At 66.8% G+C, this 21,250-nt stretch carries 18 protein-coding genes and 7 tRNA genes; 13 read left to right on the top strand and 12 right to left on the bottom strand.

What is annotated here, in order from left to right; genetic code table 11:
* Positions 1 to 179: 179 nt before the first annotated feature.
* Both C1933_RS11355 and C1933_RS11360 read left to right on the top strand, forming a co-directional pair.
* Complete coding sequence (locus C1933_RS11355; protein ID WP_108753352.1) at positions 180 to 686, top strand: hypothetical protein; 507 nt, start codon at positions 180 to 182, stop codon at positions 684 to 686.
* A 146-nt stretch (positions 687 to 832) separates the two neighbouring features.
* Positions 833 to 1,576: an energy transducer TonB gene (locus C1933_RS11360; RefSeq protein ID WP_234414515.1), complete on the top strand. Its 744-nt coding sequence runs from the start codon at positions 833 to 835 to the stop codon at positions 1,574 to 1,576.
* Between the two features lie 18 nt (positions 1,577 to 1,594).
* Here the strand turns inward: C1933_RS11360 and C1933_RS11365 are convergent, their stop codons facing one another.
* From C1933_RS11365 to C1933_RS11395, 7 genes are all read right to left on the bottom strand, one after another.
* Entirely contained in the window at positions 1,595 to 2,497 is a 903-nt protein-coding gene (locus tag C1933_RS11365; RefSeq protein ID WP_108753353.1) for a cation diffusion facilitator family transporter, read from the bottom strand.
* Positions 2,498 to 4,786 (bottom strand): Orn/Lys/Arg decarboxylase N-terminal domain-containing protein, encoded by a 2,289-nt coding sequence (locus tag C1933_RS11370; RefSeq protein WP_108753354.1) that lies wholly within the window; start codon positions 4,784 to 4,786, stop codon positions 2,498 to 2,500.
* A gap of 20 nt (positions 4,787 to 4,806) precedes the next feature.
* Positions 4,807 to 6,159 carry an arginine/agmatine antiporter gene (gene adiC, locus C1933_RS11375; RefSeq protein WP_108753355.1) on the bottom strand — a complete coding sequence of 451 codons (1,353 nt, stop codon included), beginning with the start codon at positions 6,157 to 6,159 and terminating at the stop codon, positions 4,807 to 4,809.
* A gap of 78 nt (positions 6,160 to 6,237) precedes the next feature.
* A complete protein-coding gene (locus tag C1933_RS11380) occupies positions 6,238 to 7,689 on the bottom strand; it encodes a DcaP family trimeric outer membrane transporter (RefSeq protein WP_108753356.1) in 1,452 nt (483 codons plus the stop codon).
* 506 nt (positions 7,690 to 8,195) lie between these two features.
* Complete coding sequence (dsbG, locus tag C1933_RS11385; RefSeq protein ID WP_108753357.1) at positions 8,196 to 9,026, bottom strand: thiol:disulfide interchange protein DsbG; 831 nt, start codon at positions 9,024 to 9,026, stop codon at positions 8,196 to 8,198.
* A gap of 30 nt (positions 9,027 to 9,056) precedes the next feature.
* Complete coding sequence (locus C1933_RS11390; protein ID WP_108753358.1) at positions 9,057 to 9,860, bottom strand: TlpA disulfide reductase family protein; 804 nt, start codon at positions 9,858 to 9,860, stop codon at positions 9,057 to 9,059.
* 77 nt (positions 9,861 to 9,937) lie between these two features.
* Positions 9,938 to 11,008, bottom strand: a complete 1,071-nt coding sequence (locus C1933_RS11395) for a helix-turn-helix domain-containing protein (RefSeq protein ID WP_108753359.1) — start codon at positions 11,006 to 11,008, stop codon at positions 9,938 to 9,940.
* 184 nt (positions 11,009 to 11,192) lie between these two features.
* Here C1933_RS11395 and C1933_RS11400 point away from each other — a divergent pair, with 184 nt between their 5' ends.
* The 8 genes from C1933_RS11400 (at position 11,193) to C1933_RS11435 (ending at position 14,885) form a co-directional block, all read left to right on the top strand.
* The gene (locus C1933_RS11400) at positions 11,193 to 11,591 is read left to right on the top strand and encodes a heavy metal-responsive transcriptional regulator (RefSeq protein WP_108753360.1); all 399 of its coding nucleotides are present in this window, start codon (positions 11,193 to 11,195) and stop codon (positions 11,589 to 11,591) included.
* A complete protein-coding gene (locus C1933_RS11405) occupies positions 11,588 to 13,963 on the top strand; it encodes a heavy metal translocating P-type ATPase (protein ID WP_108753361.1) in 2,376 nt (791 codons plus the stop codon). Before C1933_RS11400 ends, C1933_RS11405 begins: the two co-directional genes overlap by 4 nt.
* An 89-nt stretch (positions 13,964 to 14,052) precedes the next feature.
* A tRNA-Ala gene (locus C1933_RS11410) sits at positions 14,053 to 14,128 on the top strand.
* Positions 14,129 to 14,181: 53 nt separating this feature from the next.
* Positions 14,182 to 14,257: transfer RNA gene (locus C1933_RS11415), tRNA-Glu, on the top strand.
* A 183-nt stretch (positions 14,258 to 14,440) separates the two neighbouring features.
* Positions 14,441 to 14,516, top strand: a tRNA-Ala gene (locus C1933_RS11420).
* A 49-nt stretch (positions 14,517 to 14,565) separates the two neighbouring features.
* Positions 14,566 to 14,641 (top strand) — tRNA-Glu (locus C1933_RS11425).
* 46 nt (positions 14,642 to 14,687) lie between these two features.
* A tRNA-Ala gene (locus C1933_RS11430) sits at positions 14,688 to 14,763 on the top strand.
* Positions 14,764 to 14,809: 46 nt separating this feature from the next.
* Positions 14,810 to 14,885, top strand: a tRNA-Glu gene (locus tag C1933_RS11435).
* 74 nt (positions 14,886 to 14,959) lie between these two features.
* On the opposite strand, the gene C1933_RS11440 is transcribed toward C1933_RS11435, so the two are convergent.
* Positions 14,960 to 15,376: a GNAT family N-acetyltransferase gene (locus C1933_RS11440; protein WP_108753362.1), complete on the bottom strand. Its 417-nt coding sequence runs from the start codon at positions 15,374 to 15,376 to the stop codon at positions 14,960 to 14,962.
* A gap of 77 nt (positions 15,377 to 15,453) precedes the next feature.
* On the opposite strand from C1933_RS11440, the gene C1933_RS11445 reads away from it, so the two are divergent.
* Positions 15,454 to 16,410 carry an SOS response-associated peptidase family protein gene (locus C1933_RS11445; RefSeq protein WP_108753363.1) on the top strand — a complete coding sequence of 319 codons (957 nt, stop codon included), beginning with the start codon at positions 15,454 to 15,456 and terminating at the stop codon, positions 16,408 to 16,410.
* Here C1933_RS11445 and C1933_RS11450 read toward each other — a convergent pair.
* Positions 16,386 to 16,778 (bottom strand): response regulator, encoded by a 393-nt coding sequence (locus tag C1933_RS11450; RefSeq protein WP_108753364.1) that lies wholly within the window; start codon positions 16,776 to 16,778, stop codon positions 16,386 to 16,388. The two genes, C1933_RS11445 and C1933_RS11450, sit on opposite strands and share 25 nt — an antisense overlap.
* A gap of 139 nt (positions 16,779 to 16,917) precedes the next feature.
* Here C1933_RS11450 and C1933_RS11455 point away from each other — a divergent pair.
* A tRNA-Leu gene (locus C1933_RS11455) sits at positions 16,918 to 17,003 on the top strand.
* 58 nt (positions 17,004 to 17,061) lie between these two features.
* Here C1933_RS11455 and C1933_RS11460 read toward each other — a convergent pair.
* Both C1933_RS11460 and C1933_RS11465 read right to left on the bottom strand, forming a co-directional pair.
* The gene (locus C1933_RS11460; protein ID WP_108754822.1) at positions 17,062 to 18,900 is read right to left on the bottom strand and encodes a methyl-accepting chemotaxis protein; all 1,839 of its coding nucleotides are present in this window, start codon (positions 18,898 to 18,900) and stop codon (positions 17,062 to 17,064) included.
* Positions 18,901 to 19,103: 203 nt separating this feature from the next.
* Positions 19,104 to 19,379, bottom strand: a complete 276-nt coding sequence (locus tag C1933_RS11465; protein WP_108753365.1) for a hypothetical protein — start codon at positions 19,377 to 19,379, stop codon at positions 19,104 to 19,106.
* Between the two features lie 318 nt (positions 19,380 to 19,697).
* Between C1933_RS11465 and C1933_RS11470 the strand changes: the two genes are divergently transcribed.
* The gene (locus C1933_RS11470) at positions 19,698 to 20,792 is read left to right on the top strand and encodes a DUF5694 domain-containing protein (RefSeq protein ID WP_108754823.1); all 1,095 of its coding nucleotides are present in this window, start codon (positions 19,698 to 19,700) and stop codon (positions 20,790 to 20,792) included.
* Positions 20,793 to 20,991: 199 nt separating this feature from the next.
* Here the strand turns inward: C1933_RS11470 and C1933_RS11475 are convergent, their stop codons facing one another.
* Complete coding sequence (locus C1933_RS11475) at positions 20,992 to 21,213, bottom strand: hypothetical protein (protein WP_108753366.1); 222 nt, start codon at positions 21,211 to 21,213, stop codon at positions 20,992 to 20,994.
* Positions 21,214 to 21,250 lie beyond the last annotated feature (37 nt).

Consider the following 21,250-nt stretch of genomic DNA (forward strand, 5'->3'; position numbering starts at 1 on the left):
AGATGTCCCGGATGAACAACGTACAGAGAGATCACAACTAGCGGGCCAGCGCGGAATTGCTGCACGCCGTTTCAAGGGCAGTCGACTAACAGTCGACTAACAGTCGACTCTACCCAGTCGACTCTACCCATCCGCTTTTGCATCCGCTATCGTCGCCACATCCAAGGAAGGACTACACGATGGCCCGTGCGTTGCTGCTTACTACCCTGGGGGTGTCCACCCTCGCCCTGCTGGTGTCCGGCTGGACGGCCTGGAACCTGCACGACAGCCAGTCGCCCGAACGCGTGATCCATGCACGCGGCCTGGTCGTCCACGATGCCAAGGGCCAGGCCCGCGTCATCGTCGGTGCGCCGGTACCCGATCCGACCAGCAAAGGACGCACCCAGGGCCCGCGTGCCGCGGCACTGTCCGGTGTGATCCTGCTCGGCCCGGACGGTTCCGAACGCGGCGGCTACGGCACCAGCGACCGCGGCGGCGAAGCCCTGCTCACCCTGGACGATGCCAGCGGCACCACCGAAGTGTTCAAGGTGGTCGCCAACCCCGATCGCGGCGCCACCCTGATGGTCCGCCACCAGAACAATACCGGCGCCATGCTCACCTCGTGGCAGGGCAAGCCGGAACTGCTGTTCCTGGACGACAGTGGGCAGACCTACTACGTGCGCCCCGGGGTCAACGCCGCGCCGTGAACCGGGACCTGACGGCCCGGCATTAATGCAAACGATTCTCTTTTGCGGTAAGGTGCGCGCGCTGCCCTTGCCGCCGCGGGCCGTTCCTGTCCCGCTCTCCGCAGCCGTCCGTGCCCGTCCAAGCGCTCCGTCCAAAGCCATTGCCGTTGACGCCTGCCCGCCCGGCGCGGCGCGGCGCACGCGAGCGCCGCACGCACTGGATGGCGGTGGCGATCACCGCCACCCTGCACCTGCTGCCGGTGCTGGGGCTGCTGCACTGGACGACGTCCACACCCCGCCCCGTGCCCCCTGTCGAAGAGGTGCGCATCAGCCTGCGCGTGTTGCCCCCCACCGCGCCGCCACAGCCGCTGGAAGAACTGAAGGCCGAGCGTCCCAGCCAGGCACAGCAGCCACGCCCAGCGCAGCCACGGCCGCTGTCGCCGCCCCCGCCCAGCCGCGCGCCGGAAGGCACCCTGGCCGCCGCTGACGGTCGTACCCCCGATGCACAGGCACAGCCCCTACCGGCTCTGGTCCTGCCGACCCACGACGCGCCCCCGGCACCGGCGTCGATCAGTGCAGCACCACCCACCCCCGACGCCGCACCGGCGCCGCAGTTGGCCGGCACCCACAGCGATACCTGGGAAGCACGTCTGATGGCCCGTCTGGAACGCCACCGTTATTTCCCCAGTGCCGCCCGCGCGCGCCGGCAGCAGGGCACGGCCTGGGTGCGCGCCAGCGTCGACCGCAGCGGCCGCCTGCGCACGCTGCTGCTGGAACGCAGCAGTGGCGAACCCATGCTGGACCAGGCCGCTCTGCAGACCTTCCGCCGCGCGCAGCCGCTGCCGCGTATTCCCGATGATCTGCCGGCACCGCAGGAACGCGTGGTACCGGTGGAGTACTACCTGCGCTGAAGCGCGCCGCGCCGCCGCTCAGGTCCAGGCCGGGTCGGCAGTGAAATCGATGGTCAGCCAGAACATGCCGCCGCGTGCATCCAGGCGCACGGCAATCTCATCGCGCATGGCATCCACCTCGCCCACCGTGCCCAGCGGCGTGGCCGGGTCGGTCAGCACATGGATCTCGATGAAGCGCATGCGCCCCATCTTCGCCACGTGGCTGGTGAAGCCGGCATAGCCCCGCTCGCCCACGAACGCCTGCATCACCTGCTGCACGCGCTGGTCCAGGTCATCGGGCGCGACCTGCAGTACCTCGCGCAGCGCCTTGAATGCAGCGCGCGTGGGCACCGGCAGCACGGCCAGACTGATCAGCATCAGCACGATTGAATCCAGGTACGGTACCCAGTGCTGCCACGGCCCGTCCTGCAGGGCCAAGGCCAGCACGAAGGCCAGCACCACCGCCAATGCCATCAGCCCGCCCAGCAGCCAGGCACGCACGTCCAGCCACAGCAAGGGCGAGTGCAGGCGCCGTGCCTGCCCTGCCACGAACGCGGCCATGCCAAGGTTGGTTGCACTGATCAGACCGGCCCACCACAGCGCCGGCCCGAACTTCACCACGTGGCCGCCGGTGGTCAGCCCGATCACCGCGTTGGCCAGCGCGTAGACGCAGGCCAGCGACAGGATCACCCCGCCCAGCGCCTCCACCATCGGTTCCAGATGCCAATAGCCGTACTGGAAGCGCGGGCTCTGCTCCCGCGCCACCAGCCGCAGCACCGACAGCGACACCAGGGTCAGGGCCACGTCCACCAGGCTGTAGATGCCGTCGAACAGGATGGCCTGCGATCCCACCAGCAGGCCGCCCAGGAAGCCGGCCGCACTGACCGCCACGGTCATCCCGATCGACAGCAGCAGGATGCGTTGTTCGCGGGCGGTATCCATTCAGGCCTTCAGCACCTCCACCCGGTAGGTGGTGCCTTCTTCGTCGTGCTCGATGATCAGCCCGTGCACATCCGATTCGAAACCGGGGAAGCGCGCATTCTGTTCGCGGGCAATGCGCAGCGACTGGATGATCGGCTCGTCGCTGGCGCCGAAGCGCTCGCCGGGCATGATGGTGGGAATACCCGGCGGGTACGGCACCAGCATGGTGGCGGCAATGCGGCCGCTGAGCTGTTCGATGTCCACCCGCTCGATCTCGCCCTTCACCAGATGGTTGTAGGCATCGGCCGGGGTCATCACCGGGGTCGGCAGGTCCACGTACATCTCGCGCATCACCTTGGCCACGGCAAATTCCTGGTTGAAGGCATGCAGCGCCTCACACAGGTCACGCAGGCCCCAGCCGGCATAGGCCACCGGATAATCGGCGGCCAGCGTCGGCAGTGCCTGGTTCAGCGGCGCGTTGCGATCGTACAGCTCCTTGAACGCCATCAGCTCGGTCACCAGGGTGCTCCACTTGCCCTTGGTGATGCCCATCGAGAACAGGAACAGCACCGAGTACAGGTTGGTCTTTTCCACGGTGATGCCGCGGCCCCACAGGAACTTGCTCAGCACCGCCGCCGGAATGCCCAGCTTGCCCATGCTGCCGTCCATCGTCAGGCCCGGGGTCAGCAGGGTCACCTTGATCGGGTCGATCAGCACATAGTCGTCCACCAGCCCATCGAAGCCGTGCCAGTGCGCATCGGGCTGCAGGTACCATTCCTCACGCTTGGCCACCAGCGGTGCCGGCGTATCGCCCTTGTCCAGGCTGCGCTCCACCTTCGTGGGCTGCCACACGCTGAACCACCAGTCGTCGCGGCCCAGGTCATCGCGCACGTGCAGCATGGCGCGGCGGAAGGCAATCGCTTCGTCGTGCATTTCCTGCACCAGCGAACGCCCGGCCTCGCCCTCCATCATCTTCGAGGCCACGTCGCAGGCCGCGATCACCCCGTAATGCGGGCTGGTGGAGGTATGCATCATGAACGATTCGTTGAAGCGCTCGGCATCCAGGTCGCGGCTGGCCGAGTTGCGCACGTGGATCATCGACGCCTGCGAGAACGCGGCCAGCAGCTTGTGCGTGGAATGGGTGGTGAAGATGATCGCATCCTGCTCGCGCGGCTTGCCCTTGGCCATGCCGTAGTGGTTTTCGTAGAACGGATGGAATGCCGCGTAGGCATACCAGGCTTCATCGAAGTGCAGGAAGTCCACCGCGCTGCCGATCTCCTCGGCAATCTTCTCGGCGTTGTAGCACAGGCCGTCGTAGGTGGAATTGGTGACCACCGCGATGCGCGGCTTCGACCCGGCTTGGTAGGCCTGGCTGGCCAGCGGGTTGTCGGCAATACGCTGCTGCAGCGCCTCGGGGGTGAACTGGTCCAGGCTGATCGGCCCGATGATGCCGTGCGCGTTGCGGCTGGGGGTGAAGTACACCGGTACGCCGCCGGTCATGATCAGTGCATGCAGCAGCGATTTGTGGCAGTTGCGGTCCACGAACACCACGTCACCGCGCGCCACCGTGCCGTGCCAGACGATCTTGTTGGCGGTGGAGGTGCCGTTGGTGACGAAGAAGGTGTGGTCGGCGCCGAAATTGCGCGCGGCTTCGTCCTCGGCGTCCTTGATCGGGCCGGTGTGGTCCAGCAGCGAACCCAGTTCCGGCACCGAGATCGACAGATCGCTGCGCAGGGTGTTCTCGCCGTAGAACTGGTGGAACGCACGGCCCACCGGCGATTTGGTGAACGCCACGCCACCGGCATGGCCCGGGGTATGCCAGGAATAGTTGGATTCGGCCGCGTGGTGGATCAACGCCTTGAAGAACGGCGGCAGCAGGTTCTGCATGTAATCTTCGGCCGCACGCATCACCTGGCGGGCGACGAAGTTCTTGGTGTCCTCGAACAGGAAGATGAAACCGTGGATGTACTTGAGCAGCTTGCTGGGCACCTTCTCGATGGTGCGCCGCTCGCCGTACAGGAACACCGGCAGGTTGGCCCGGCGCGCGCTCTGTTCGCGCAGGAAGGCGGCCAGGCGCTGGAACTCGCCCTCGCCCTCTTCGCTGCCATCGATCGAGATCAGCACCGCCGACGCCGCCACGTAGGTACGGGCACCGGCGCGCGCATCGTCCAGGTTCAGGCCGCACAGCACGCGCTGGCCGTTGCCACGCAGCTCTTCCACCAGCGCGCGGATCAGGATGCCGCCGATGCGCGGCGAATCGTAGTCGCCATCAATGACGATGACCGGGTAATCCAGGGACTTGAAGTACACGTTGATTCTCCTTGTCGAATTCAGGAACGCTGGGCGCCGCCGGACAACGCGGCCGCCTCACGGGTGCGCTGCCGCTGCTGGCGACGCTCCTCGCTGAAGAAGGGATAGAACACGGTGATGAACAGCACGAACAGGAAGGCGTACTGCACGATCGTTCCCGACGAGCCGTAGATCGCCCACAGGCAATACACCACCGTCAGGCTGGTCAGTGCCCAGAACGCACCGGTGTGGACGATGGTGTGCGAGCGTTCCACCACGAAATAGCAGGCCACGCAGGAATAGATGTACGGCAGCAGGGTCAACACCACCGCCGCCGAGGTGATCACATCGAACTGTGCCGACGCGGTTTCCGAGGTGGAGGTGACCAGCACCGCGAGGGTCATCAGCACCGCCACGATCAGCACTCCCTTCACCGGCACGTCGTCCTTGTTGGTCTTGCTGAAGATGCTCGGGAACAGGCCATCGTCGGACGCCGCCTTGGCGCTCTGCGCGGTCAGCAGGATCCAGCCACCCAGCGAACCGGCCGCACCGATGAAGGCACACAGGCTGACCAGGCCACCACCCCAGCCGCCCACCGCCTTGGCGGCGGCCAGCGCGAACGGCGCATCGGAGGTCTGCAGTTCGGCATTGGGCACCATGCCCATGATCACCGACGAACTGGCGATGTAGGCCACCGCCGCCAGGAACACGCCGGCCAGGGTGGCGCGGGCCACGTTCTTTTCCGGGTTTTCCACCACGCCAGCGGTCACCGACGCCGATTCCACGCCGATGAACGCCCACAGGGTCAGTGCGGCGGCACTGGAAATGGCGCCGAAGTTCGATTCACCCGAAACGTTGTAGGCACCCTTGAAGATGTCCGCATCGAAGAAGAACCAGCCGAAGATGGCGATGCCAAGGATCGGCACCAGCGCGAAACTGGTGGTGACCGTCTGCACCTTGGTCACGAAGGCCGGCCCGATCACGTTGGCGAAACTCAGTGCCCAGACCAGTACCAGCACGGCGATGCAGCGCACCAGCGGCTCTGACAGGATCGGGAAGAAGTAACTGAAATAGCCCACCGCCGCGATCGGGATGGCCACGTTTCCGATCCAGTTGGCGAACCAGTAGATGGTGTTGGTCTGGAAGCCCATGTACGGCCCGAACCAGTCACGCGCATAGGCATACGGGCCGCCGGCCTTGGGCGCCAGCTTGCCCAGCTTGGCGAACACGAACGCCAGCAGCAGCGCCCCGGCGGTGGTGATCAACCAGCCCCAGATCGAGGCGGTACCGATCTTGGCCAGGCTCGATGGCAACAGGAACACCCCTGAACCCATCATGTTGCCGGCCACGAGGAAGGTGGCACCGACCACCCCGATCTTCTTTGTTTCTGCCATGACACTCTCCTGCACCTGGCACGGGCCCGGCAGCACCGGGCATGGGGACGGAAAACGCGGGCGTACTGCCGCTGGCGTCTACTTGATGAAGTTGTATTGCAGGCTGCCCTGCACCCGGACCGTGTCGCCGCGCGCGCCGCTCTGTTGTTCCAGGCGGCCGTACAGCAGCTCCATGCCCATCGTCCACGACGGGGCCGGGCTCCAGATCAGGTTGAACACGCCGTAGCGGCTCTCACGGAAGGCGTCGGCCGGCAGCGCCGCGTTGCGCTCCAGCGTCAGCTGTCCGTAGATCAGGTTCGAACGCCACAGTTCGGACCAGTAATGGGTGTAGCCGACGAAGCCGCCGTGCACGTCCAGCGCGCGCAGGCGCCCGTCGGCATCCACCACCGCGTCCAGGCCGGAACCGGTCAGATCGGCGGTGTAGCGGCTCAAGCCGCGCCCGCCCAAAGCGCCAAACAGCAGCAGGTCACGCTCGCCCACCGCCGCCGAACCACTCAGCTGCAGGCCGCCGGCCATGCGCCGGTCGCGCTCGCCCTCACCGTCGTAGGCCAGGCTGCGCGCCACCGCCCCCAACTGCAGGTGGCCCCAGTCGCGCTCCACGCGCGCGGCCACGGTCACATCCGGCAGCCGGTTGGCAGCAATCACGCTGTCGCTGGCCCCGGCCAGCTCGGTATCCGGGTCTTCGGCGGCCAGTGTCAGCGTGGTGCCCTTGCCCAGCGCAAAACTATGGTGGATGCCGGCCACCAGCAGGTAGCCCGCGCCACCCGGGCCGGCGAAGTCCAGCGTGTCGGGCAGGCTGTCGGCATCCATGAAGCTGGAATAGCCGTAGCCGGCATAGGTGTTGCCCAACTGCCCGTAGGCATGGCGCAACCGGAACTGATAGCCGTCGCTGCTGCCGAAGAAGTCGTTTTCCAGGTAGAAGCGCAGGTTGCCGTGGGCGGTCGGCCGGCGTGCCTCGAAACTGAAGCGGGTCTGCTTGGCATGCAGGTTGAAGTTGGACACATCGCGGTGGCTGCCGCCGACGGGCATCGACGAGGGAATGAACTGGTCTTCGTCGCCGGCTGCCCGCGAATCGGCAATCGCATCCAGTTTGGCGTAGCCGCCGATGCGGATCACCGTGTCGGTACCGGGGATGGCGAAGAAGCCCTTCAGGTCAGGATCGGTGGGGCCGGCCGCACTGTCCGGGCGCGAAGCCGCGGTGGAGGGGTCGGATACCGAATCACGCTGGGGCAGCACGGGTTGCGCGACCCCTGGCACCTGGGTGGCGTGCAGTCCTGCCGCGGTGCCTGCCAGCGCTGGCGTGGCCGGCTCCGGCCTGGGCAACGGTGCCGACGGCGTTGCCGCAACCGGCGCACTGCTATCGCGCTGCTCCAGCCGGTCCAGACGCTGCTGCAGGCGCTCCAGCGTCTGCCGCATGCCTTCAATTTCGCGCCGCAGCGCCTGTGCATCATCGGGTGCACCTTCCTGTGCCTGGGCAGGTGCTGCTGCCAGCACCGCCGCACACGCCACACTCAAAACCGCAACGCGCATTGCATTCTCCCCAAACGAACGATCGCGGGGCGCTTCCGGCGTGCGCATGCGCGCAGCCAGGTGGGCACCCCACCGCTACTGGAAATGCAGGTACTGCGTTGGCGAGCGCTGACAGCCTGCCCATCGCAGGCAACAGGACGATGACACTGCCCTGCGGCTGTCGACGTCTTCGCCGCTGCGGCCACGCTGCCGGAGAGGTGGCGGTCGCAGCGGTCTGGGTAACAAGCGCGAAGTGAGAGTGTCGTGAACGGCACGCCGTGCCGCTGCGGATTCAGCCACGTGCCAAGGGGTGCGAAATGCGCTGCCGTGCGGGGTTTCATGCACACCAGCGTAGCCAGCGTGTCGCTTTTGGCCTTGATCACAATCAAGGCAGAACTATTGAACCAGGTCACGCTTCATCGGTGACACCGGCAAGGCGACTGCGCCATCCGTACAGCCGCCATGTCGCAGAATGCGACAGCACTACCGACGTGTGCCGAACCGCGTCGGCACACGTCCCGGCGCCGTCAGCGCGGGCCCAGCACCGTCTGCAGATCGGTACCCTGCGGCATGCCCGAGCGACGCTGCACCTGGCCCTGCGCATCCTGGAACAGGATGCCCGGCGTGCCCTGGAAGCCCAGCTTGATCATCAGTTCCTGATTGGCATTGAGCTTGCCGGCCAGTTCGGGGCTGATCGTGGCCACCGGCTTGATGCCGCCCTGCTCGAACTGGTGTTCGTTCTGCAGCAGTGCGGCGCTGGGGTCACGCGCGGACAGGATGGCGGCGGCCTTGGCCGGGCTGTCCTCACGGATCACGCCCACCAGCACGTGGCGCAACTGCACCTTGCCGGTATCCACCCACGGCCGTGCCGCTTCCCAGAACTTGTGGCAGTACGGGCAGTTGGCATCACTGAAGGTGTACACCACGCGCGGCGCGTCGGCCTTGCCATCGCGCACCCAGGCGCTGCCTTCCAGATCCTTCCAGATGCGTTCGGACATCGGGCCGGCCACCAGCTTTTCCACCTTGTCGGCGGCCACTTCATTGCCCTGCGCGTCGAACAGGCTGCCGACCAGCACGTTCTTGCCATCGGCCGTCACGTAAGCGGCCGCCGGCTGCTGGCCGTTGACCACGCCGGCAAAGCCACGCAGGCCACCGGGCGCATCGAACTCGGCCACGACCTGGAAGCCGTGCTTCTCGATGCCCTGCAGCACCGCCGGGCGATCGCCCTTGGCTGCGGCGGCTGCCGGCTGGGCTTCCGCCTTGCCCTGCGGGGTCTGCGCCTGGCTGCAGGCAGCCAGCGCCAGCAGTGCCGGCAGGATCAGGGCCTTGTGCGCAACGCGCGGGGAAATGGACAGCATGGAAACTCCGAAATGAAATGCCGGGGCAGGCTACCGCAGCTGGCGCAGTTTGTGTTCAAGGCCGGCGGCGGTCAGTTCACCCAGGTGCAGCTCCTGCAGGCGCCCCTGCGCATCGAAGAACAGCGTGGACGGGTACGCCTTCACCCCCAGCACCGTGGACGCCTCGGACGCTTCATCCAGCAGCACGTTGTCCAGCGCCAGACCATTGGCGGACAGGAATGCCTGCACATCCCCGGTGGTTTCGCCCTGGTTGACGAAGGCGAACTGGATCTGTGGATGCGCCTGCTGCGCCTGGGCCAGGACCGGCATCTCGCGCCGGCACGGGCCGCACCAGGTCGCCCACAGGTTCAGCACCAGCGGGCGCCCCTGGAACTGCTGCAGCGCCTGTGGTTGCCCGTGCAGATCCACCGTCTGCACCGCTGGCAGCGGCATGTGTGCGGCCTGCCACTGCGACAGCGCGATGCCGCCGCCCGCCCACAACAACACACCCAGGGCCGCACTGCTGAACACAGGCAGGCGCAGGCGCGGATGCCGGCGCAGTGCCCACAGCCCCCAGCCAGCGCCTGACAGCAGCGCCACGGGGACCGAGTAGCCGCCATCGACAATCTGCAGCACCGACCACGGTGACGGCCGATACAGCTCGAAGTTCAACGCGACGAACGCCAAGCGCCCGCAGAGCAGGCCCAACAGCAGCATGTCCAGCACCACGCTGGCCGGCGATGGCGCTGCATCGCCGGCCGTGGCGCGCGGCCACAACCGGGCCAGGCCCATCGCTGCCAACAAGGCCAGCATGATCAGAATCACCGGCATCGGCACCGGCCCTACACTCGACATACGCCACTCAATCTGTCACAGCACACTGCATGTTCAAAGCCGCCCGCTGCAAAGGCAAGGGGCGGCCGGGCTACGGGTCAGGCGGCATCGCGCCGCATCTGCAGTTCCGGCGATGGCCGCAGCCCGCGCACGGTGGCCGTAGCCGCAGCCACCGCGGCACGCTCGCGCTGCTTGTTGCAGCTGACGTGGCGCCGATAGTTGGCCGGTGTCATCCCGATGATGCGCAGGAACAGGCGGCGGAACGCGCTCTGGTCGGCATAGCCCACGCCCCAGGCGACCTCATCGATGCTGGCACCCTGTTGCAGCATGGCCTGCGCCTTGGCAATGCGCAGCCGCTGGCAATATTCGATGGGACGCAGGCCGGTGGCCTTCAGGAAGCGGCGCTGCAGGGTGCGCGGCTCCAGCCCGGACATTTCACAGATGCTGGTGAGCGTTGCGCCCCGCGCTGCGGTGGTGTGCAGCCAGCGTTGCGCCTTCAGCACATCGCGGTCGCCATGGGCGAAGTTCGCACTGAAACGTTCCAGATCCTGCTGGATCGCCACCGGCACGCTGATGCCCAGCTGTGCGGCCACCTCGCTGGCCACGCCCTGCCCATGCAGCCGGTACAGCAGGCGCAGCCCCATGAAACGCCAGGCCTGGCTGCCGCCCACCGTCAACACATCGCCATCGTCCACCAGCGCGCGCTCACTGGGCGCCCAGCTGGACGGCTGGCCCTGCAGGCCCGGGTAGCGGCTCAGGTCCGGACCGGACACCGTGCGCCCGGCCAGCAGCCCGGCACGGGCCAGCACGCCCACGCGATCGCCGGCGGCCGCCAGCAGGCTGCCACCGTCGTAATGTGCCCGCAGCCAGTCCAGCAGCACATCTTCGGTACGCAGCGCGGCCCCGGGGCTGACCAGGGTCGGCAAGGCGATGACCGCAGGAATGGCCGCATCCAGCATGTCCGCACCCGCCAGCCGATGCACACCGCTGTTGCTGGCCGGCACGATCCACCGCGTGATCAGCACCCGCGGGAAGGGGCGCTTCTTCTGCTGGGCCAGGCGATTGGCAACATGCGCCATCTCCGCCAGGACCGACGCCGCCGAGGGGTCACCGCCCGGGTACTCCACCACTGCAACCTCCACGAATCCTTCGCTATTGAGTGCGTCCACAGCCCTTCCTCCGTTCGTTCAGGCCATCCAGCGGCCGGTGCAGACGAAGGGTAGGAACCGCCCCGGAGCGGGGGCTATGAAGAAAGTTGCAAATATCCCTGAACGAGCGGCTTCCGTTCACAACCCTTGACTCTGGACCAGACTCAAGGGTTCACAATGGCTGCAGATTCCACGGGAGTGCGCCATGAACATCGGGCAACTGGCACGCGAAGCAGGCGTGCCGATCGACACCGTCCGCTATTACGAGCGGCAGCACCTGCTGCCCACCGCAGCGCGGTCGGCCGGCGGCTATCGCATCTTCGGCCAGCAGGACCTTCGCCGGCTGCGCTTCATCCGCCGCGCCAAGGCGCTGGGGTTCAGCCTGGAAGAAGTCGCCGAGCTGCTGGCCCTGAGCGACCGCCATGCGCAGGACATGGGCAGCGTGCGCGATACCGCACGGGCGCGGCTGGCCGATATCGAACAGCGCATGGTCGAACTGCAACGCATGCAGGCGGCGCTGTCACAGCTGGTGGATGCCTGCCCGGGCCACGGCGCGCTTGAACAGTGCCCGATCCTGGCCGCGCTGACCGAGGACAACGCATGAACAGCACGCATACCGGCCCCGCGCACGACCACAACGCGCCCGCGGCCAAGGCCAGTTGCTGCGGCGGCTCGAAGAAGACCGCCAACACGGTGAAGGACCTGGTCTGCGGCATGGACGTCGACCCCGCCACCACCCCACACCACGCCCAGCACCAGGGCACGGCCTACCACTTCTGCAGCGGCGGCTGCCGGCAGAAGTTCCTGGCCGATCCGCAGCGCTATCTGGACCCGGCTTCGCATGTCGCGCCCCCCGTGCCGGCGGGCACGCTGTACACCTGCCCGATGGATCCGGAAATCGTGCAGGAAGGCCCCGGCACCTGCCCGATCTGTGGCATGGCGCTGGAACCAATGATGCCCAGCCTGGACGACGACGAGAACCAGGAGCTGACCGACTTCCGCCGCCGCTTCTGGGTGTCGTTGCCGCTGAGCGTGGCCACGATGGCGCTGGCGATGCTGGCGATGACCCCCCTGCTGCACGCGGTGTCGCCCACCGTGCGGGTATGGATCGAAGGCGCGCTGGCCACGCCGGTGGTGCTGTGGGCCGGTTGGCCGTTCCTGCAGCGCTGGGCGCAGTCGATCCGCAACCGCAGCCCGAACATGTGGACCCTGATCGGCACTGGCGTGATCGCCGCCTACGGCTACAGCGTCGTCGCCGCCGTGGCCCCGGGCCTGTTCCCGCCCTCGTTCCAGCAGCATGGGCACGTGGGCGTGTACTTCGAAGCGGCGGCAGTGATCATTTCGCTCACCCTGCTGGGCCAGTTGATGGAACTGCGTGCCCGTGCCCGCACCTCGGCGGCGATCAAGGCGCTGCTGGGGCTGGCACCGAAGACCGCGCGGCGCATCGACGCCGATGGCAGCGAACGCGACGTGGAATTGAGCGCCGTGAAGGCCGGCGACCGCCTGCGCGTTCGCCCAGGCGAGAAGGTGCCGGTGGATGGCCGCGTGCTGGAAGGTCGTTCCACGCTGGACGAATCGATGCTGACCGGCGAACCGGTGCCCGTCAGCAAGCAGGCGGGCGACAGTGTGATTGGCGCCACGTTGAACGGCTCGGGCGCGCTGGTGATCGAGGCCGAGCGTGTGGGCGATGACAGCATGCTGGCGCAGATCGTGCAGCTGGTGGCGCAGGCACAGCGCTCGCGCGCGCCGATGCAGCGCATGGCAGACAAGGTTGCCTATTGGTTCGTGCTGGCGGTGCTGGCGGTGGCCGTGTTGACGCTGTTCGGCTGGGGTCTGTTTGGCCCGGAACCGTCGTGGACCCATGGCGTGCTGAGTGCGGTGGCGGTGCTGATCATTGCCTGCCCCTGTGCGCTGGGCCTGGCCACACCGATGTCGATCATGGTGGCCACCGGTCGCGCTGCGCAGCACGGCGTGCTGTTCCGCGACGCCGAGGCCATCGAGGCCCTGGTGAAGGTCGATACGCTGGTGGTGGACAAGACCGGCACCCTTACCGAAGGTCGCCCGGCGTTCGACACGGTGCATGCTACCGACGGCCATGCGCCCGACCAGGTGCTGCACTGGGCCGCCAGCCTGGACCAGGGCAGCGAACATCCGCTGGCCGCCGCCATCGTGGCCGAAGCACGCCTGCGCACGATGGAACTGCTGCCCGTGCAGGACTTTGATTCGATCACCGGGCTCGGTGTCGTCGGACGCGTTGAGGGGCGCCAGCTGTGGCTGGGCAACACCGCCCTGATGGACGAACACGGCATCGACGTGACGCCGCTGCAGGACACCGCCGACGCCCTGCGCCGGCGCGGTGCCAGCGTGATGTATCTGGCGGCGGACGGGCAGCTGGCCGGCCTGCTGTCGGTGGCCGATCCGATCAAGCCCACCACGGCCGAAGCGATCGCGGCGCTGCGCCAGGATGGCCTGCGCATCATCATGGCCACCGGCGATGGCCTGCTGACCGCACAGGCCGTGGCCAGCACGCTGGGCCTGGACGAGGTACACGGCGAAACGCGCCCGGCTGACAAGGCCGCACTGGTGGAGCAGCTGCAGGCGCAGGGCCGCACGGTGGCGATGGCCGGCGATGGCATCAACGACGCGCCTGCCCTGGCCAGTGCTGCCGTCGGCATCGCCATGGGCACCGGCACCGATGTGGCCATGTCCAGTGCACAGGTCACGCTGGTGAAGGGCGATCTGCGCGGCATCCTGCGTGCGCGCCAGTTGTCGCGTGCAGCCGTTCGCAACATGCGGCAGAACCTGGGCTTCGCCTTCCTCTACAACGGCCTGGGCATTCCGGTGGCCGCCGGCGTGCTGGTGCCCTGGGGCATTTCGCTGTCGCCAATGCTGGCTGCGGTGGCGATGAGCCTGAGCTCGGTTTCGGTGATCAGCAACGCGCTGCGCCTGCGCGCACAGCGTCTGCCGGGTGGCTGACACGGGCGTCGCAAACGACGTGAAGAAAAGTGCAACAAATGCTTGCCAACCCCCGGGGGCACAGCTATTATTTCGCTCCTCAGCGACGTGGGGCCATAGCTCAGCTGGGAGAGCGCCTGCATGGCATGCAGGAGGTCAGCGGTTCGATCCCGCTTGGCTCCACCAAACTTTCGGCATTAGGCCGTCGAAAGGTCGCAAAGAACATTGATGAGATCTGCGTCCCCATCGTCTAGAGGCCTAGGACATCACCCTTTCACGGTGGCGACCGGGGTTCGAATCCCCGTGGGGACGCCAACTCATCATGAACAACGAGGACCCGGCCGATAACCGGGTCTTTTTTGTTCACCGCCCACCGGCGTTCAGGTTGTGGCGTTGTGGATCCCCTGCCCTCGTGGCCTGGCGGAACCCGACGAAGAAAGCGAAAAAAAAGCTTCCACAAAGGTGAATACGTTGGTAAGATAGGCGGCTCGGTAACACGGGGCCATAGCTCAGCTGGGAGAGCGCCTGCATGGCATGCAGGAGGTCAGCGGTTCGATCCCGCTTGGCTCCACCACTTTCGACATTAGGCCGTCGAAGGTTCTACAACTTGAAGTTTTTCGTGCGTCCCCATCGTCTAGAGGCCTAGGACATCACCCTTTCACGGTGGCGACCGGGGTTCGAATCCCCGTGGGGACGCCAGTTTCAAAACGGACTCTGCTCCCGGCAGATCATCCGCGGTTTCATTGGGGCCATAGCTCAGCTGGGAGAGCGCCTGCATGGCATGCAGGAGGTCAGCGGTTCGATCCCGCTTGGCTCCACCACTTCGACATTAGGCCGTCGAAGTTCTACAACTTGAAGTTTTCGTGCGTCCCCATCGTCTAGAGGCCTAGGACATCACCCTTTCACGGTGGCGACCGGGGTTCGAATCCCCGTGGGGACGCCAATTCTTGGAAAAACCCGGCTTCGGCCGGGTTTTTTTTCGCCTGCGATCCTGGCAAGTGCCTCACCGCCTTGAACTCAAAACCGCCGGTACATGCCGATCGATGCCGGCGCGGTGGGTGCGAACCCGAACTGCGCGTACAGGCGGTGCGCCTCGCCATCGGCAAGCAGGCTCACGTATGCCGATGGCGGCAGATTGGCTCGCATCCAGTCATCCAGCCGCGCCATCACCTGCTTGCCCAGCCCCTGCCCCTGCAGCCGCGGCAGAACCGCGATGTCGCACACCTGCAGATGGCAGCCGCCATCACCAATGATCCGGCCCATCGCCACCAGTTCACTGCCCTGGTAGGCGCACACCCCGAACACCGTATTGGGCAGCGCACGCTCGGCGGCCTCACGCGTCTTGGCACTCAACCCAGCCAGGGCCCGCAGTTGGCAGTAGTCTTCCACCGTGGGCACCGCGTCGCGGAACTGGCAGTTGCTTGCAGCATTCATACACGTTCTCCCGGATTGTCCGGCTATCCTGCCGCACTCCCGTCGCAGCCGCTGCGACCTCCACCGGCCACGCCCGCATGTGCTATTCCGCCCTGATCCGCGCCGACTACGCCAAGCTTGTCCGTGAATACGGCGCCGTGCTGTCGCTGGAGGAATTTGCCGAACTGTACGCGCACGATCCCGGCAAGAAGCGACCCAAGACCCCCAAGGCCATGGACGATGGCTTTGCTGGCGCGCGCACTGAGCAGGGCCGCGACATCGTGGCAAAGATCCAGCAATGGCACGCCGAAGAACAGCAGGCGCTGCAGGCCGAGCTGGTGAAACAGAGCGAGCGCCGCGACATTGCCGCCGCCACGCTGGCCACCCGCCCCACGCAGAAGGCCCGCAACGACCTGCGCGTGGCCGGCAACCGCATCGAGCGTGCGCAGGCGCGCCTGGACGACCTGCACCGCGTGCAGCTGCTGCCGCGCGACAACCGCATCTTCCCCGGCACCTACGCGCCGGTCATGGTCAGCGAGAACGGCCAGCGGGTGATCAAGCCGATGCGCTATCAATGCCGCCTTCCGGACAAACCGGCGCGCAACGACGTGCTCTATCCGGGTACCTACAACGCGCGGCGCGACAGCCTGGAGGGCTACTGGCGCGGCGCCTTCGGCCTTCGCCACGGGGTGGTGATGGTGCGCGCGTTCTACGAGCACGTACCGCGCCATGCCATCGCCGGGCGACAGCTGGGCAGCGACGAGAAGGAACAGGACGTGATCCTGGAATTCCGCCCCGACCCGCCGCGCGACCTGCTGCTGGCCTGCCTGTGGGCGGAATGGGAAGGGCCCGAAGGCCGCCTGCTATCGTTTGCTACCATTACCGATGCGCCGCCGACCGACGTGGCAGCCGCCGGCCACGACCGCGGCGTGGTGCCGATCCGCGCCGAACATCTGGATGATTGGCTGAATCCGGATCCGGACCAGCTGGGGCTGCAGTACGCGATCCTGGACGACCGCGAGGACATCCACTACGTGTACGAAGAGGCCGCCTGACTGGATCGCCCCACCGCACGCTGCAGCGCGGTACACAGATCAATGGACAGGTAAGGCTTGACCAGCAGCACGCCGGCGCCCATCGCGGCCGGCAACTGCGCCGCACTCATGCCGGTGGCCAGCACGAACGGCACGCCCGCCTCGACCAGGGCCGTCGCCACCGGCTCGCTGGTTTCGTTGCGGGCCAGGCGGTAATCCAGCAGCACCACGTCCGGGCGTTGGGCGGCCAGCAGACGCAGCGCATCGGCCACCGAAGCGGCCACACCGATCACTTCGGCGCCGAACTGTTCCAACTGCATCTGCAGCAGCGAGGCGCTCATTTCGTCGTTCTCGACCACCAGCACCCGAAGGTCCTGCAACGCTGACATGGGCTCTCGCTCCGACACGTGTTAAGCCGGTGCAGTATAGCCATCACAGTGCCGTTACCGACAAATTACGGGGGGATCGTCTCAGGTTCCGGCGCCCTCTATGAACAGCCGTCGGGCTCGGTTACACTAGCCCGCTGCTGCCGGTGTGGCGGAATGGTATACGCAGCTGACTCAAAATCAGCCGGGGGTAACCCCATGAAGGTTCGAGTCCTTTCACCGGCACCAACGCATCAAAGGCCAGGTCATCGACCTGGCCTTTGGCGTTTCTGGGCCTGCCGAGCGCTCACACCACCCGCAGCACCGGCGCATGCCCGGCAGGCCCGTGCCCTGCCCCGGCCTCTACCCGGAACCCGGCCACGGTCTGCAGCAGCTGCGCAGACTGCTCTTCCATGCTGCGCGCCGCCGCCGACGCCTCTTCCACCAGCGCAGCATTCTGCTGCGTGCCCTGGTCGATCAGGTCCACGGCCTGGTTCATCTGCTGGATGTCGTCGCTCTGCTGCTGCGCGGCGCTACTGATGTCGGCCATCAGATCGCTCACCCGGCGCACGTCGCGCACGATCTCGTCCATGGTGCGCCCGGCGCTTTCCACCTGGGCGGTACCGGCGCCGACATTGGCCACCGATTCGTCGATCAAGCGCTTGATCTCCTTGGCCGCACTGGCCGAGCGCTGTGACAGCTCACGGATTTCGGTGGCCACCACGGCAAAGCCGCGCCCATGCTCGCCGGCGCGCGCCGCTTCAACCGCAGCGTTGAGCGCCAGGATGTTGGTCTGGAAGGCAATGCCGTCGATCACCCCGATGATATCGACGATGCGCCGCGACGACGCGTTGATGACGGCCATCGTGGACACCACCTCGTGCACCACACTGCCACCGCGTGCAGCCACTTCGGCCGCGCCGCCGGCCAGCGTGCTGGCCTGGCGGGCATTGCCGGCGGTGCGCTGCACGGTGTCGGCCAGGCCCTTCATCGAAACGGCCGTTTCTTCCAGCGATGCGGCCTGCTGTTCGGTGCGCTGCGACAGGTCGCTGTTGCCCAGCGCAATCTCGCTGGCACCCACCGCAATGGTGTCGGCGGCGAACTTGATCTGGCCGATGATGCCGGCCATGGTCTCCACCAGCGCGTTCACGCCCTCGCACAGCTCGGCCACCGGGCCGCGCTTGCCGTTCAGCGGAACGCGCCCGGTCAGATCGCCCAGCTTGGCCGCCGCCACCACTTCGCGGGTCTGCGCCACGGCCTGCTGCATGGCCTGGCTTTCGTGCATCTGCGCGGTGATGTCGGTGGCGTACTTCACGACCTTCAGCGGTCGGCCGTTCACGTCCAGGATCGGGTTGTAGCTGGCCTGGATCCACACCTCGCGGCCGTTCTTGCCCAACCGCCGGTACTGGCCAGCATCGTATTCGCCGCGCCCCAGCTTTTCCCAGAACTGTTTGTAGGCCGGGCTGGCCCGGTACTCTGGTTCGACGAACAGCGAGTGGTGCTGGCCCTTCACCTCGTCCAGCGTGTAGCCGGTGGCGGTCAGGAAGTTCGCGTTGGCGGTCAGGATCCGCCCGTCCATGCTGAACTCGATCACGGCCTGTGATTTGTCGATTGCCGCCAGCTGACCGGCCAGCTCAGCGGCCTGCTGCTTCTGCGCGGTGATGTCGGTGGCGAACTTCACCACCTTCACCGGTCGCCCGAAGCGGTCCAGCACCGGGTTGTACGAGGCCTGGATCCAGATCTCGCGGCCCCCCTTGCCGAAACGGCGGTACTGGCCCGCGTCGAATTCGCCCTGCCCCAGCCGTGCCCAGAACGCCCGGTACTCGGCGCTGCGGGCGTGCTCGGGGTCCACGAACAGGGAATGGTGCTTGCCGCGGATCTCATCTTCGGTGTAACCCACCGCCTGCAGGAAGTTGTCATTGGCCTGCAGGATGGTGCCGTCCAGCGCGAATTCGATGACCGCCTGCACCCGGTGCAGCGCCGCCACCTGCGCGGCCATCTCGGCGCGCTCGCGTTCGGCTGCGGTCTCGGACGCGGCGGTGCCGCCCTGCCCGGCCAGACGCCCCTGCAGGGCGCGCCAGAAAGACCAACGGGACGGTGTGTCTGCCGGCGCCTGCGCGCCCGCGGTGAAGCCTGGCATGAGCATGGTCTGTTCCTTGGTTTCCGTGAGCGGTGCGACCCATGGGCGGAATGCCCACGGGAACATCGATTGCCTGGAACCTGCAGACACCTGGGGGCGGCGTCACTCGAGCGATGGCGCGGAGCGGCAGCAAGCGCCTCCGGCAAGGGAGGCAGTCTGTATATCGGCCGCCATGGCGGGGCCTTGAGGACTATTTTTGCAGCGTCGGTTCAGCCCCGGCGCCAGATCGCCCAGCGCAGCACGGCCACCGCCAGCACAGACGGCAGGTAGCCCACCGCGCCAATCAGGGCAAGCAGGGCAGCGTTCACCCACGGCCCGCCCCCACCCAGAATCCAGCTGGCGTGCTGCAGGATGTACAACGCGCCCGGCAGCACCAGCAGCGGCGCCAACCGCAGCAACTGCCAGGGCCAGCGAACCGGGCCGATGAAACCGACCAGGGTACCCAGCAGGGCACCGACCATTGCGATGGGAATGGCTGCTTCCATTCAGATGCTTCCTTCTTGTGCGTCAGCCGCGCCGAGCGTGCCCGACAACCTGCCCGGTAGAGTCGAGCTTGCTCGACTGTCCGCTTCGTAGAGTCGAGCTTGCTCGACTGTCCGCTTCGTAGAGTCGAGCTTGCTCGACTGTCCTGGAAAAAGCAGTCGAGCAAGCTCGACTCTACAACGGCAGTGTCGCGCACACCCCTTGAACCTGCGATGCATGCCAGGGCCAGAAGGTTTACATGACCTTCGGGAGATATGCATGCCGGCACGCACTGGCAGGCTGTGCGCTTCCACGGAAGCCACCTCATGCAAGGAAACTACATGCTGCGACCACTGCGTTGTCTTGCCCTGTTGGCACTGTGCAGTGCCAGTGCCCTGGCCGCTGCCGACGACGGCCGCTATCGCCCCTCGTTCCACCCCGATCAATTGAAGGGTCCGCCCGCCGGCCGGGTAAACGAAGTGCTGGTGCTGGGCAGCCCGCATCTGTCCGGCCTGCCGGAGGCGTTCAAGCCTGCGCAGCTGGAGCCGCTGCTGGGGCGCCTGCAGGCCTGGCAGCCCACCGCCATCGCGGTTGAGAACGTGTCCGGCCTGCAGTGCGATTTCATGCGCCGCAATCCCACCCGCTATGCCGACAGCGTCAAGAGCTACTGCGTTGACACCGCCCCGGCACAGGCTGCCACCGGCATGGATGTACCCACCGCGAATGCCGAGATGGAGCGCCTGCTGGCGTCCTGGCCGAAGGCGCCGACGCCGGCACAGCGTCGCCACCTGGCCGCCGTGTTCCTGGCCGCCGGCGAGCGCGGTTCGGCCATCGTGCAGTGGCTGCGCCTGCCCACTGCCGAACGACGCGCGGGCGACAGCCTGAGCGCGGAACTGGTCGAGTTCCTGGACGCCCGTGCGGCACGCAAGGACGAAGTCAGTCTGGTCGCCGCCGAACTGGCCGCACGCCTGGGCCTGGAACGGCTGTGGTCGGTGGACGACCATACCGCCGATGCCCCTACCCCGCAGGCACTGCAGAAGGACTACGCCAAGGCGATCCGCGCGGCATGGAACACCCCCGCCGGGGCAACACGGCGGGCAACCTACGACCGCCTGTACGCCGATGTCGCAGCGCCTGACGGGCTGATGGCGATCTACCGCAACGACAACGATCCGGCCACCGCCAGACTGGTCTATGACAGCGACTTCGGCGCAACGCTGGTCGAACCGTCGCCGCAGGGTTTCGGCCGCAATTACCTGGGCTACTGGGAAACCCGCAACCTGCGCATGGTCGCCAACATCCGCGACGTACTGGGCCAGTACCCCGGCACGCGCATGCTGGCCATCGTCGGTGCATCACACAAGTGGTACTACGAGGCCTACCTGGACCAGATGCACGATGTGCAGCTGGTTGATAGCACGCCGCTGCTGCGCTGAGGGCCGCGTAACCGTGGCGTCGAGCGTGCTCGACGTCGCGCTCCGTAGAGTCGAGCTTGCTCGACTGCTTTTCCCGAAGCAGTCGAGCAAGCTCGACTCTACAACGGCGGATTCAAGCACGTTCGACGATTCAACGGCGGGTTCAAGCACGTTCGACGATTCAACCGCGGGTTCAAGGCACCGTCGAGCAAGCTCGACGCTACGAACGGCCGCGCCGTGCCAGCATCGCGCTGGCCGCCACGATGCACCCCAGCGTGACCAGCAGCGCACTCACCACGCCCCATTGCAGCACCGGCACCAGCGCCTGGGCCTGCGGATCGATGCGCAGCTGTTCCAGCCGCAGCCAACCGGCCAGCGCCAGCACCCAGCCAATGAAAGCCGGCGCGTAGGCGCCGATGGTGTTGCCGATCCAAGCATTCATGCCGTACTCCCATGAGAACTGCGATGGCGGCATTGTT

This window comes from Stenotrophomonas sp. ZAC14D2_NAIMI4_6 (genome assembly GCF_003086875.1).
Classification (GTDB): domain Bacteria; phylum Pseudomonadota; class Gammaproteobacteria; order Xanthomonadales; family Xanthomonadaceae; genus Stenotrophomonas.